The 12,892-nt window shown below is 71.9% G+C and carries 12 protein-coding genes and 1 rRNA gene; all 13 read left to right on the forward strand.

What is annotated here, in order from left to right; all coding sequences use genetic code 11:
* Positions 1-2: 2 nt before the first annotated feature.
* Positions 3-119, forward strand: a 5S ribosomal RNA gene (gene rrf, locus HHX40_RS34790).
* Positions 120-269: 150 nt separating this feature from the next.
* Complete coding sequence (locus HHX40_RS34795) at positions 270-1,553, forward strand: bifunctional folylpolyglutamate synthase/dihydrofolate synthase (RefSeq protein WP_396777275.1); 1,284 nt, start codon at positions 270-272, stop codon at positions 1,551-1,553.
* A 5-nt stretch (positions 1,554-1,558) separates the two neighbouring features.
* Positions 1,559-1,909, forward strand: a complete 351-nt coding sequence (locus tag HHX40_RS34800) for a DUF4233 domain-containing protein (RefSeq protein ID WP_310738410.1) — start codon at positions 1,559-1,561, stop codon at positions 1,907-1,909.
* An 11-nt stretch (positions 1,910-1,920) separates the two neighbouring features.
* Positions 1,921-3,462: a hypothetical protein gene (locus HHX40_RS34805; RefSeq protein WP_182883954.1), complete on the forward strand. Its 1,542-nt coding sequence runs from the start codon at positions 1,921-1,923 to the stop codon at positions 3,460-3,462.
* A 133-nt stretch (positions 3,463-3,595) separates the two neighbouring features.
* Positions 3,596-4,006 (forward strand): nucleoside-diphosphate kinase, encoded by a 411-nt coding sequence (gene ndk / locus HHX40_RS34810; protein WP_117408856.1) that lies wholly within the window; start codon positions 3,596-3,598, stop codon positions 4,004-4,006.
* Between the two features lie 219 nt (positions 4,007-4,225).
* Positions 4,226-5,257, forward strand: coding sequence for a rod shape-determining protein (locus HHX40_RS34815; protein ID WP_182878073.1), 1,032 nt, complete (start codon positions 4,226-4,228; stop codon positions 5,255-5,257).
* 9 nt (positions 5,258-5,266) lie between these two features.
* A complete protein-coding gene (gene mreC, locus HHX40_RS34820; RefSeq protein ID WP_182883955.1) occupies positions 5,267-6,301 on the forward strand; it encodes a rod shape-determining protein MreC in 1,035 nt (344 codons plus the stop codon).
* A 3-nt stretch (positions 6,302-6,304) separates the two neighbouring features.
* Entirely contained in the window at positions 6,305-6,823 is a 519-nt protein-coding gene (gene mreD, locus HHX40_RS34825) for a rod shape-determining protein MreD (protein ID WP_182883956.1), read from the forward strand.
* Positions 6,820-8,877 (forward strand): penicillin-binding protein 2, encoded by a 2,058-nt coding sequence (mrdA, locus tag HHX40_RS34830; protein WP_138463338.1) that lies wholly within the window; start codon positions 6,820-6,822, stop codon positions 8,875-8,877. Before mreD ends, mrdA begins: the two co-directional genes overlap by 4 nt.
* 10 nt (positions 8,878-8,887) lie before the next feature.
* The gene (gene rodA / locus HHX40_RS34835) at positions 8,888-10,060 is read left to right on the forward strand and encodes a rod shape-determining protein RodA (RefSeq protein WP_182878070.1); all 1,173 of its coding nucleotides are present in this window, start codon (positions 8,888-8,890) and stop codon (positions 10,058-10,060) included.
* A 183-nt stretch (positions 10,061-10,243) separates the two neighbouring features.
* A complete protein-coding gene (locus HHX40_RS34840) occupies positions 10,244-10,492 on the forward strand; it encodes a hypothetical protein (RefSeq protein ID WP_117408862.1) in 249 nt (82 codons plus the stop codon).
* Between the two features lie 54 nt (positions 10,493-10,546).
* Positions 10,547-11,986, forward strand: coding sequence for a hypothetical protein (locus tag HHX40_RS34845; protein WP_182878069.1), 1,440 nt, complete (start codon positions 10,547-10,549; stop codon positions 11,984-11,986).
* Positions 11,983-12,864 carry a phosphotransferase family protein gene (locus HHX40_RS34850; protein ID WP_182883957.1) on the forward strand — a complete coding sequence of 294 codons (882 nt, stop codon included), beginning with the start codon at positions 11,983-11,985 and terminating at the stop codon, positions 12,862-12,864. Before HHX40_RS34845 ends, HHX40_RS34850 begins: the two co-directional genes overlap by 4 nt.
* The last annotated feature ends 28 nt before the right edge of the window (positions 12,865-12,892 follow it).

Raw genomic sequence — 12,892 nt, forward strand, 5'->3', positions numbered from 1 at the left:
GTTACGGCGGTTATAGCGGTGGGGAAACACCCGGTTACATTCCGAACCCGGAAGTTAAGCCTACCAGCGCCGATGGTACTGCACCGGGGACGGTGTGGGAGAGTAGGACGCCGCCGGACAATCTTTTTGAGGGGGGTCATCCCGTTTGGGATGACCCCCCTTTTTTTTGTGCCCGGAACCCAGCCCCGGCGATGGGTGTGAGGTGAAGGGCGATGACGACGTCCCGTACGCTGAGGGTCGTGGAATATCGAGCCGTCGAGCAAGCGATCATGGCGCGGGGGGTGGAGTGGGATTTCGATCCCTCTCTCGATCGGATCGCCGCGCTGATGGAGATCCTCGGCGATCCCCAGAAGTCGTACAAGGTCGTTCACATCGCGGGGACCAACGGCAAGACGAGCACCGCGCGCATGACCGAGGCCCTGCTGCGCGAGCGCAACCTCCGGGTCGGCCGCTACACGAGCCCGCACCTGCAGTCGATGCGCGAACGCATCTCCGTCGACGGTGAGCCCCTCTCGGAGGAGCGGTTCACCGAGGTGTACGAGGACATCGCGCCCTACCTGGAGATGATCGACGCCAGGGTGGGGAAGCTCAGCTTCTTCGAGGTGCTGACGGCGATGGCGTTCGCCGCGTTCGCCGACGCCCCCGTGGACGTCGCGGTGGTCGAGACCGGCATGGGCGGGACCTTCGACGCCACCAACGTCGCCGACGGCACCGTCGCGGTGATCACCCCGGTGGCGCTCGACCACACCGAGTACCTCGGCCCCGACATCGCCACGATCGCCGGCGAGAAGGCGGGGATCATCAAGCCCAAGGCGACCACCGTGCTGGCGCAGCAGGCGCTGCCCGCCGCCGAGGTGCTGATGCGGAGGGCCGCCGAGGTCGGCGCGGTCGTCGCCCGGGAAGGGCTGGAGTTCGGCGTGCTGCACCGCGAACTGGCGATGGGCGGCCAGATGCTCCAGCTCAGGGGCCTCAAGGGCGTGTACGAGGACGTCTTCCTGCCGTTGTACGGCGCGCACCAGGCCGGCAACGCCGCCGGCGCCCTGGCCGCGGTGGAAGCGCTGACGGCCGGGGACGACCCGCTGGGCGACGAGGTCGTACGGCAGGGTTTCGCCCAGGTGAGCAGCCCGGGAAGGCTGGAGGTCGTCCGGCGCGGGCCCACCGTCCTGGTCGACGCGGCGCACAACCCCGCGGGCATGGAGGCGACGGTCGAGGCGCTGACCGAGGCGTTCGGCTTCACCCGGCTCGTGGCGGTGGTGGCGGTGATGGCCGACAAGGACGTGGAGACGATCCTGGACCTGCTCGAACCGGTGGCCGAGGAGATCGTGGTCACCCGCAACTCCTCCCCGCGCTCCCTGAGCCCCGACGACCTGGCGGTCCGCGCGCAGGCCGTCTTCGGCCCGGACCGCGTCCACATCGAGGACCGGCTGGACGACGCGATCGACACGGGCATCGGACTGGCCGACCAGGGGGACGAACTGGGCTCCGGGGTCCTGATCACCGGGTCGGTGGTCACGGCCGGCGACGCCCGGGTCCTGCTGAAGGCCGCCAGGTGAGGGCGGTGAGCGGCGGCATGTTCGAGGTGACTCCCGGCATGCGGCGGCTCTGCGCGAGCGTTCTCGGCATGCAGGCGATCGTCGTGGCGCTGGTGACTCCCGTCGCGATCACCATCAACCACGTGTCCCCGCCGGTCGCGGTGACCGTCGGGCTCGGCCTGGCCGTCCTGTGCGTGCTGATCGCCGGCCAGCTGAAGCGGCCGTACGCCTATATCGCGGGCAGCGTGCTGCAGATCCTGACAATCGCCACAGGATTCCTGGTCCCGGCCATGTTCTTCCTCGGGGTGATCTTCGCCGCCCTGTGGATAACCGCCATCTTCGTCGCTCGCCGTGTCGAAGGGACGACGAAGCGCTAAAGTCGGCTTCCATGGCCGTCCCTCCCGTACCGCAGGCACGGGCCGCCGTGCCGGTCCGTGCCGTGCGCGTCCCCATGCTGGTCGACGTCGTCATCGGGCTGCTCACCGTGGTCGCCCTTCCTCTCGCGGTCGTCGCGATCCCGAACACGATCTCCGTCGTGGCGGCGCTCCTGCCGCCGGGGGTCTCGCAGGTCGAGATGATCCGCGCGCACGGTCTCGCGCTGCCCGCCATGCTGGTGACCGTGCCCGTCGCCGCGGTGGCGGTGCGCAGGTTCCGCGCGGCGCCGATTCTCGTCGCGGGGCTGACCCTGCTCGCGCTCGCGGACGCCGCGGGCGGATACACCGAGACGGTCACGCTCGTCGGCGTGCTGCGCGTGCTCCACGGAATCGGCGCGGGCATGCTCGTGCCGGCCACGCTCGCCGCGGTGGCCGAGCGTTCCCGTCACCGGGTGCTGCTGCCGATCTGGGCAGGCGCGCTCGCCGTGTCGCTGCTGTCGGCGCAGGCACTGGCGCTGTGGGCGATCCGGGACGTGTCGTCCTGGCGGGTCACCCTCCAGCCGTACCCGCTGCTCACCGGGGTCGCGCTGGCCCTCGCCGCGGTGTACCTCGTCCTGTGGATGGTCACCGGCGGCGCCGGCGCGGCCGAGGCGGAGGGCGAACGGCAGGTGCTGCCCCTGCGGCGGCCCACCTCCGCCGAACGCGGCAGGCTCGCGCTGGCCGTCGTGCCCGCCGCGGCGATCGCGGCGCTGGGCGTGGGCGTCACCTTCGACTGGCCGCCCCTGCTGGTGGTCGCCGCGGCGGCGCTCGCGACGGTGGCGATGCTGGCCCTCGCGGCGTTCGGCGCCATCGAGGGACAGGGCGGCCGGACCCTCGCGCTCGTCAACGTGGCCGTCGGGCTGGTCGTGCTGCCGACCGCCGCGCAGATGACCTACATCGAGCTCGGCGGCCCGCTGGGTGGTCCCGGGCTGCTGGGTCTGTGGGTGCCGTTCCTGGTGGCCGGGCTGGCCGCGCTCGCGGCGGCCGTCCTGGCGGGAAGGGCGCCGGAGACGTCCGCCACGCGGATGACCGCTGTCGGTCTCGCCGCCGTGGTCGGCGGGATGTGCGCCGTCAGGCTTCTCGTTCCGGCGCCCTCCGGCACGCCGCTGGTGGTGCCGTTCGTCCTGCTGGCCGCCGGGGCGGCGGTGGCGCTGGTCGGCGCGTTCCGGCTGGCGGGCCTCGGCTCCGCGCTGCTGGGCCTGTCGCTGTGCTTCCCCGCCGTGCTCGCCGGCTTCCTGCTCGGCACCGGCATCCAGGTCAACCGGCTGCGCGAGGCCGCCGGGTCCGCGCCGGCCGGCCGGGACGGGGGGAACGCGCTCGTGAAGGGGTTCGTCGACGCGCTGCACATGTGGGCGCTGGTCGGCGGCTTCGTCGTGGTCGGGGTGATCGTGCTCTCGTCGGTCCTGGCGCGGCGGAGCGCCGCCGCCGCGTCCGCCGGTCAGGTGGTGATCCCCCTGCCGACGCCCTCGCCCGAGGGGGACGACCCCGGACCGCAGGAGCCGGACACCGTGCGCTGACCACGCCGGGTGAGCGGAGTGGCGCACCTGGACCGGTAAGCTGCCGTTGCGTTGGAGCTCCCGGGCATGCCCGAGAACCGGCGGGTCGGACGCCACGTGAGCGTCACCCACGACGACAATAGGAGAGAAGACCGTGTCCGAGCGTACGCTTGTCCTGATCAAGCCCGACGGGGTCCGTCGCGGCCTCGTCGGGGACGTCATCGGCCGCATCGAGCGCAAGGGCCTCAAGATCGTGGCGATGGACCTGCGCACGCTCGACGCCGAGACGGCCAAGGCCCACTACGCCGAGCACTCCGAGCGCCCGTTCTTCGGCGAGCTGGTGGAGTTCATCACCGGCGGCCCGCTCGTCGCGATGGTGCTGGAGGGCCCGCGGGCCGTCGAGGCGTTCCGCGCGCTGGCCGGGCTCACCGACCCCGTGAAGTCCGCGCCCGGCACCATCCGCGGCGACCACGCGCTGGAGATCGGCGAGAACGTCGTCCACGGCTCCGATTCGCCGGAGTCCGCGGCCCGGGAAACCAAGATTTTCTTTCCCGACCGTTTCTAGTCCTTGCCCCACGAGAGGCCCCGGTTTAAACCGGGGCCTCTCGTGTTTTCCCAGGTGGTGATCGAGCTTAGACCGGAGCAGGCCGGTTTTTCCGGGGGCTTGGGAGCTCGATGTGCCCAGTGATGAGCACGTGCGGTTACGATTCGAATGCGATGCGTCATCCCGCACTCCCGCTGAACCCGGTAACCGCTCACCACCTGAAGGAAGGCTTCCTTCCGCATGGGCAGCAAGCTGACATTCCTGGGCCGTGACATGGCTGTCGACCTTGGCACGGCGAACACTCTCGTCTACGTCCGAGGGCGCGGCATCGTCCTGAACGAGCCGTCCGTCGTCGCCATCAACGTCACGACCGGCAAGATCGTGGCAGTTGGGATCGAAGCGAAGCGGATGATCGGGCGGACGCCCGGAAACATCGTCGCGATCCGGCCCCTGAGGGACGGGGTCATCGCCGATTTCGATGTGACCGAGCGGATGCTGCGGTACTTCATCCAGAAAATCCACAAACGCCGGCACTTCGTGCGCCCGCGCATCATCGTGGCCGTACCCAGTGGCATCACCGCGGTCGAGCAGCGCGCGGTGAAGGAAGCGGGCTACCAGGCCGGCGCCCGCCGTGTGTACATCATCGAGGAGCCGATGGCGGCGGCGATCGGGGCCGGTCTGCCGGTGCACGAGCCGACCGGGAACATGGTCGTCGACATCGGCGGCGGCACCACCGAGGTCGCCATCATCTCGATGGGCGGCATCGTGACCAGCCAGTCGATCCGCGTCGGCGGCGACGAGCTCGACCAGGCGGTCATCTCCTTCGCCAAGAAGGAGTACTCCCTGATGCTGGGGGAGCGCACGGCGGAGGAGGTCAAGATCGCGGTGGGTTCCGCCTGCGCCACGGGTGAGGACTTCCACGCCGAGGTGCGGGGCCGTGACCTGGTCACCGGCCTGCCGAAGACCGTCGTCATCAGCGCCGAGGAGATCCGCCGGGCGATCTCCGAGCCGGTCAACACGATCGTCGACGCGGTGAAGTCCACGCTCGACAAGTGCCCGCCCGAGCTGTCGGGAGATCTCATGGACCGGGGGATCGCCGTGGCCGGTGGCGGCGCCCTGCTGCGCGGCATGATCGACCGGCTGCGCGAGGAGACCGGGATGCCGGTCCACCTCGCCGAGAACGCGCTCGACTCCGTCGCGCTGGGCTCCGGGAAGTGCGTGGAGGACTTTGAAGCCCTCCAGCAGGTGCTCGTGCCGGAGCCCCGCAGCTAAGGAGCGGTCATGAGAGACACCCGCCGCGCCCGGCTCATGCTCGGCCTCCTTCTCGCCGTCGCGCTGATCCTGATCACCGTGGACAACCGGGCCGGGAGCGACCGCGTCCTCGGCCCGGTGCGCGGCTTCGCGGGGGCGGTGTTCGGGAAGGTCGAGCGCGTCGGCGCCGCCGTGACCGGGCCCATCACCGGCTTCGTCGGCATGCTGCGCGACGCGCCGTCCGCCCGCCGCATGATCGGCGACCTGCGCAAGGAGAACGCGCGGCTGCGGGACGAGGTCTCCGCGCAGCGGCTCGACCGGGCGCGGTCCGACAAGCTGGACCGCATGCTCGGGCTGGCGGGTCTCGGCCGCTACCGGATCGTGCCGGCCCAGGTCGTCGCGCGGCGCACCGTGGCCGGGTTCGAGGACACGGTCGAGATCGACGTGGGGGCGGCCGACGGGATCCGGGCCGACATGACCGTGCTGAGCGACCAGGGGCTGGTCGGCAGGGTCATCCAGGCCGGCCCGGCCAGCTCGACGGTCGCGCTGCTGACCGATCCCGCCCTGTCGGCGGGGGCCCGGCTGGAGGGCGGCAACGAACTCGGTGTCGTGAACGGGCTGGGCGAGGCGGGCGGCGGCGGCAACCTGATCAAGTTCCGGCTGCTCGACTCCACCGTGCCGATCGGAGTGGGGCGGCGGATCGTGTCGTTCGGCTCGCAGCGGAGCCTGCCGTACGTGCCCGGCGTGCCGATCGGGGTCGTCGAGCGGATCGACAACACCCCGGGCGAGGTCACCAGGACCGCCTACGCGCGGCCCTTCGCCGACTTCTCCGCGCTGGACGTCGTCGGGGTCGTGGTCGCGGCGCCGAAGCGGGACCCCCGCGACTCCGTGCTTCCGCCGGTGCCGCCGCCGCCGAAGCCGCGCGACGAACGGCGGCCCGGCGAGCACAGGACCGGTCAGAGGTCGCTGGAGGAGGGGTTCGGACTCCGGCGGCCGGCGCCACCGCGTGACGAGCGGGCCCGCGAGGGTGTGGCGGCCGGCGAGGGCCGCGGCGGGAGGAACTGAACGATGCTCCGCAACGTCACCCCTGCGCTGCTGCTCTTCGCCGTCCTGGTGCTGCAGGTCGTCCTGGTGAACCGGCTGCTGTTCACGTGGGCGCCGGACCTGGTGCTCCTGACGGTCGCCGTGCTCGCTACCAGGCGCGGGCCCCTGCCGGGCGCGGTGATCGGATTCTGCGGCGGGCTCGCCTACGACCTGCTGCCGCCCGCCAACCACACGCTGGGCCAGTACGCGCTGGTCCTGTGCTTCCTGGGCTACGCGGCCGGTCGTGCGGGCGACCGCCTGCCGCTGCTCGTGATGGCGGGCTGCGCCGTGCTCGCGCCCGGCATGGTGGCCGGTCTGGGCGCGCTGCTCGGCGCGCCGGGGGTCACCTGGGGCGTGCTGGCGACGGCGTGGCCCCGGGCGGCCGTCTGCAATCTCGTGGCCGCTCCACTGGTGCTGTGGGCGGTCAACGCCCTGTACGGCGGCCACCGCAGACGCGCGGGCCGTACGGAGCTCGTTCCGGGTTATAGACGGGGGGCGGCATGACACGGTTGCGCGGGCGGCTGATCGTCCTGCAGGTGATGGTCATCGCCATGATCGTCGTGCTCGTCGTCCGGCTGTGGCAGGTCCAGGTGGTGCAGGGATCGCGGTTCGTCACGGTCGCGACGGAGACGCGCACCCGCGAGGTGCGGGTGCCCGCCCTGCGGGGGGCGATCCTCGACTCCTCCGGCCGTCCGCTGGTGCGCAACCGCACGACGCTGGTGGTCTCGGTGGACCGCGGCCGTCTGGAGCGCATGCCGGACGGCGGCGACGCGGTGCTGCGGCGGCTGTCCGGCGTGCTGAAGGTGCCGCTGCCGAAGCTGAAGATGGAGATCCGGGCGTGCGGCCCCGGCGTCAGCCGCCCGTGCTGGCCCGGCTCGCCGTACACGCCGATCCCGGTGGCGACGAACGTCAACCCCCGGGCGGCGCTGCAGATCCTGGAGCGCCAGGAGGACTTCCCCGGCGTGACCGCCGACATCCAGGCGATGCGCGACTACCCGAACGGCAGGGACGCCGCCCAGCTGCTCGGCTACCTGCAGCCGGTGACGCAGAGCGAGCTGGAGAAACGCGAGGGCCTCAAGGCCAACTACTCGGGCGTCGACCTCACCGGCCGCGACGGGCTGGAGCGGACGTACGACGCCGCGCTGCGCGGCACGGCGGGCCTGCGCGCCGTCCAGGTCGACCGGATGGGCAAGGTCATCACGGTCGACCAGCAGTCCGATCCGGTGCCCGGCGACGTCCTGGTGACCAGCATCGACGCCAAGGTGCAGCGGATCGTGGAGAAGTCGCTCGACCAGGCCATGCAGGAGATCCCGAACTCCGACGGCGCGGCGGGCGTGGTGCTCGACGTGAAGACCGGCCGGGTGATCGCGATGGCGAGCCGGCCCAACTACGACCCCAGGGTCTGGACGGGCGGCATCACCGAGAAGGACTACCGGCGCCTCCTTTCCGACAAGTCGGGCAAGCCGCTGGTGTCGCGGGCGATCGCGGGCGAGTACGCCCCCGGTTCGACGTTCAAGATCAGCTCGGCCTCCGCCATGATCGCCGACGGGGAGCCGCTGCACGGCACCTACCAGTGCCCCGGCGCCTACACCGTCGAGGGCAGGTCGTACCCGAACGCGGGCGGCATGAGCCTCGGCGCGATCTCGCTGCACGAGGCGCTGGTGAAGTCGTGTGACACCGTCTTCTACAAGTCCGGATACGAGGAGTGGCTGCGCGACGGCGGCAAGACGCCCAAGTCCAAGGTCAAGGAGCCGATGCCGAACATGGCCAAGGCGTACGGCTTCGGCCGCCGCACCGGCATCGACCTGCCCGGCGAGTCGCCCGGCCGCATCCCCACCCGCGCGTGGAAGCGTGACCTCTACAACTCCACCAGGGCCGAGATGTGCAGGCGGGCCAAGATCGGCTATCCGGAGATGAAGAACGAGAGCCGCGCCGCCTTCGCCAAGCGGCTGGCCAACGAGAACTGCCTGGAGGGCATGATCTTCCACGCGTACGAGGCGGTGAACCTGTCCATCGGCCAGGGCGACGTCCTCGTCACGCCGCTCCAGCTCGCCCGGGCGTACGCCGCGCTCGTCGGGGACGGCAACGTCCGCAGCCCCCGGCTGGGCTGGGCGCTCATGCGGCCCGACGGCACGCTGCACAAGGAGATCCCGGTGCCGGTGGAGTATCACCTGCCGGTCAGCGACGAGACCCGCACCTACATCCGCAAGGCGCTCAGCGAGGTGCCGTCGGACGGCACGGCGGCCGGCGCGTTCCGCGGGTTCCCGCTGAACATCGTGAAGATCGGCGGCAAGACCGGCACGGCGGAGGTCTACGGCAAGGAGGACACCTCGTGGTTCGCCTCCTTCGCGCCCGCCGACAACCCGCGGCTGGTCACCGTGGTCATGGTGGCGCAGGGCGGTTTCGGCGCCTCGACGGCCGCGCCCGCCGTACGGCGGATCTGGGAGGGCATCTTCGGCCTCGGCAAGGGGGACAACGGCAAGCCGGTGCAGCCGGCGCTCCCCGACGGCAAACCGGTCACGCGGCTGCCGGCCATCAGCCGCGACGGGACCCAGTGAGGCGCCTGCCATGACCGAGGCCATGAGAGTGGGACGCGGGTCGCTGGCGCGGCGGGCGATCGGCCGCGGCGCGGTCGTCTGGCGGATGGACTGGCTCCTCCTCGGCGCGGTCCTCGCGCTCAGCGTCGTGGGCACGCTGCTGGTGTGGTCGTCGACCAGGACCTGGTCGTCCATCGAGCCGACCGCGATGGCCAAGAAGCACGTGATCAACCTGCTCATCGGGCTGGCCCTCTACAGCGCCGTCGCCGTGAGCGACTACCGGTGGCTCCGCACGTACGCGCCGGTCCTGTACGCCGTGGCGCTCCTGGGGCTGGTGCTCGTGCTGACCCCGATGGGCTCCACGATCAACGGGCACCACTCCTGGATCATGGTCGGCGGCGGCTTCGCCGTACAGCCGGACGAGCTGGCCAAGCCGGTGCTCGTGCTGATGCTCGCGCGGCTGCTCGCGCGGCCGTCCGAACGGGACAAGGACCGGCCGCGGGCCCTGAACGTCGCGCTCTGCATCGCGCTGACCGGCGTGGCAGCGGGATTGATCATGCTCGAACCCGATCTCGGCACGACGATGGTGCTCGCGACGATCACCGGTGCGATCATCGTGCTCTCCGGGGTGCGCAAGCGCTGGGTGGTCGCCGGGATCCTGCTCGCGGCGCTCGCCGGGGCCGCGGTGTGGTCGCTGGGGTTGCTCAAGCCGTACCAGGTGGCACGGTTCACCGCGCTGCTCGATCCGTCGACCGACCCTCGCGGCGTGGGCTACAATAGCAGGCAGGCCCTGGTGGCGATCGGGTCGGGCGAGTTGTTCGGCAAGGGGCTGTTCCACGGCGGGCAGACCACCGGCCGCTTCGTGCCCGAGCAGCACACCGACTTCATCTTCACCGTCGCGGGGGAGGAACTCGGCTTCGTCGGGTCCGTCGCCGTGGTGGCGCTGCTCGGCGTGATCCTGCTGCGCGGCGCCCGGATCGCCCGGATGTGCAACGACCGGTTCAGCGCGCTCGTCGCGGGCGGGATCGTCGCGTGGCTCGCCTTCCAGACCCTCGTCAACGTCGGCATGACCATCGGCATCATGCCGATCACCGGCGTGCCGCTGCCGTTCGTGTCCTACGGCGGCACCGCGACGTTCGCGAACATGACGGCGGTGGCCGTCCTCCAGGCGATCCACCTCAGGTCGCGGCCCTTCTCCTCGTGACGCCTCCCGATGCCTCCTGATATCTCCTGATATCTCCTGATATCTCCTGATGTCGTCGTGACACTCCCATGAGAGCGGTTCGCAGGGTGGCGGATCCCCGCTCTCACTGGCGGCCGCACGGCGCGGCGAACAGTATGGGAACGGAACAGGTTCGGGGGCTGAACGAACCATTACGGAGGAACGGTGACTCCGGACGACGAGGCGCGGGACCGCCAGCGTGCCCTTGAACTGCTGCGCAGGGCCTTTCCCGACTACCGGATCGTGTACGGCGGCGGCCGGTGGGCCGCCGCGGCGGCGGGCGACCCGCCGACGGTGTGGTTCGCCGAGACGCCGGCGAGCCTGTGCGGACAGCTCTTCACGGCGCAGTTGCGCAGCGGCGGGACCATCGCGCCCCTCCGGGTGGAGGAGAGCGACTCGCAGTGCGCGAGGTGACCGGTTCGTGACATCGACACCGTTAGCGTGCGGTTGTCACCACTGGGAGAGCCGATGACGACACCCTCACGCGGCGGGGACCGGTCCGCCATCCAGATCGCCGGCGGCATCCGCGAGCGCACCCTCGCCGCTCTCGGGGACCCGCCCACGACCGCGGTCTTCCACCAGATCGCCGAGGAGATCCATCTCTGCTGCCCGCGGCTGTCGCGCTTCAAGTGCGTGCGGCTGGCGTACGGGTGGACGGTCGAGGAGGCGATCGAGCGCTTCCACGCGATGTGCGACCGCGAGCAGATCAAGCGCAGGGGGCTGACCGAGCGGTCCTGGCGGGAGTGGGAGGCCGGGGCCCGGCCCGACCGCGACTACACCGACCTGCTGTGCCGGCTGTTCGAGACCGGGCCGGTGCAGCTCGGGTTCGCCCGCGACTACACGCCCGAGGAGCTGCGCCGCCCGGACGGTGGATGGCAGCGCGGGACGGCCCCGGACCTGGTCACCGCCGCCGCCCGCGAGGCCAGTGAGCACGCCGAGCGGGCCGAGACGAGCGAGGTCGGCGACAGCGCGCTGGAGCGGCTGCGCACACAGGTGATCTGGCTGTCGCGGCGGTACGTCTGGGAGTCGCCGCTGCCGCTGTTCGTCGAGATGCGGGCGCTGCAGGAGCAGGCACGGCGGGCGCTGGAACGGCGCGTCCATCCCGCCCAGGCCGGTGAGCTGTACTTCCTGGCGGGAACGCTGTGCGGGCTCATGGCCAACGCCAGCATGGACATGGGCCGCCGGATGCCCGCCGACACCCTCGCCCGCGCCGCCTGGACGTACGGCAGGATCGCCGGGCACCAGTCGCTGATGGGATGGGCGCGCGGCATGCAGGCGTCGGTGGCGCTGTGGGACCGGCGCTACGAGGACGCGGCGGGCTACGCGGAGGCCGGCCTGACCCACCTGCCGAGGGGACAGGGCGGCGCCCGCCTGCACATGCTGCGCGCCCGCGCCGGCGCCATGCTCGGCTGGACCCGCGAGGCCGAGGACGATCTGCTCAGGGCGGCCGACGCCCGCGAGCCGGGAGCGGGGGACGAACTGCACGACGGCTTCGCCGGCGAGTTCGCCTTCCGGCCCGCCAAGCACGCCTACTACTCGGCCGTCGCGTACCTCCACCTCGGCCGGCCGGACCGCGCGATCGACCAGGCCCGCGCGGCGCTCGACCTGTACGCGCGGGAGGACCGGCAGAACAGGTCGTACGGCTGCGAGGCGATGGCCGCGGCCCACCTCGCCGCCGCGCATCTGATGGAGGACGATCCCGCCGGGGCGGAGCGGGCCATGGCGCCGCTGTTCGACCTGCCGCCCGAGCGCCGGATAGACAGCCTGGCCGAGACCCTGCAGGCCGCCCGGCCGCGGGTGGGCGGCTCGCTCGCCGACCGGCTGGAGGCGTTCTGCGCGTCCGGCCTACCCCAGTCGGCGGCCCGCGCGCTACCGGAGGCACCTGTGCACGAAGGAGGCGTGGGATGACCGTCTCCACCGTCGCGGGCACCCCGCCCGCCCTCGCGGAGGCCTGCCGCATGGCGGGGCTCGACGCGTCCGGCGCCCGGCTGCTGCGCAGCTTCGCCAACGTCGTCTACCACCTGCCGGGCGAGGGGGTGGTCGTCCGCCTCGCCGAGTCGGGCGCCCCCGGCAAGTACGACCGCCTGGTCACCTCGCTCAAGGTCACGAGGTGGCTGCACGAGCAGGGCTTCCCGGTCACGCTGCCGCTCGACGTGCGCCAGCCCCTCGCGGTGGAGGGCTGCCTGGCGACCTTCTGGCTCTACGAGGACGGCGCGGGCGACGGCGACCCGGTCCCGCTCGGCCTCCTGCTGCGCCGCCTGCACTCCCTGCCGCCCGTGCCGTTCGAGCTGCCGACCTTCGACCCCTTCGGCCGCGTGCGGCGGGCCGTGCACGCCAGCCGCGTGCTGGACGACGAGGAACGGGAGTGGCTCCTCGCGCGGTGCGGGGCGCTGGAGGAGGCGTACTACGAGCGGGTCGAGTTCACGCTGCCGTACGGGCTGGTCCACGGCGACGCGCACCGGGGCAACCTGATCCGCACCCGGGACCGGCTGCTGCTGTGCGACTGGGACTCGGCCGGCGCCGGGCCGCGCGAGATCGACCTGGTGCCCACGCTGCAGGGCGCGCGGTTCGGCGTGTCCGACGCCCAGCGGGACGGCTTCGTCCGTGCCTACGGCTGTGACATCCGGGAGTGGCCGGGATATCCGGTGCTGCGCGACATCCGGGAGCTCCAGACGCTGACGGCCGCCCTGCGCATCGGGCACCGGGACGCGGCCGCGCACGCGGAGCTGCGTCACCGCCTGGCCTCGCTGCGTGCCGGGGACGGCCGGCTGTGGCATCCCTTCTGACCCCTCCTGGAGCCCCACGAGGGGTGGC

The organism is Microbispora sp. H10949, assembly GCF_014161435.1.
GTDB lineage: Bacteria > Actinomycetota > Actinomycetes > Streptosporangiales > Streptosporangiaceae > Microbispora > Microbispora triticiradicis.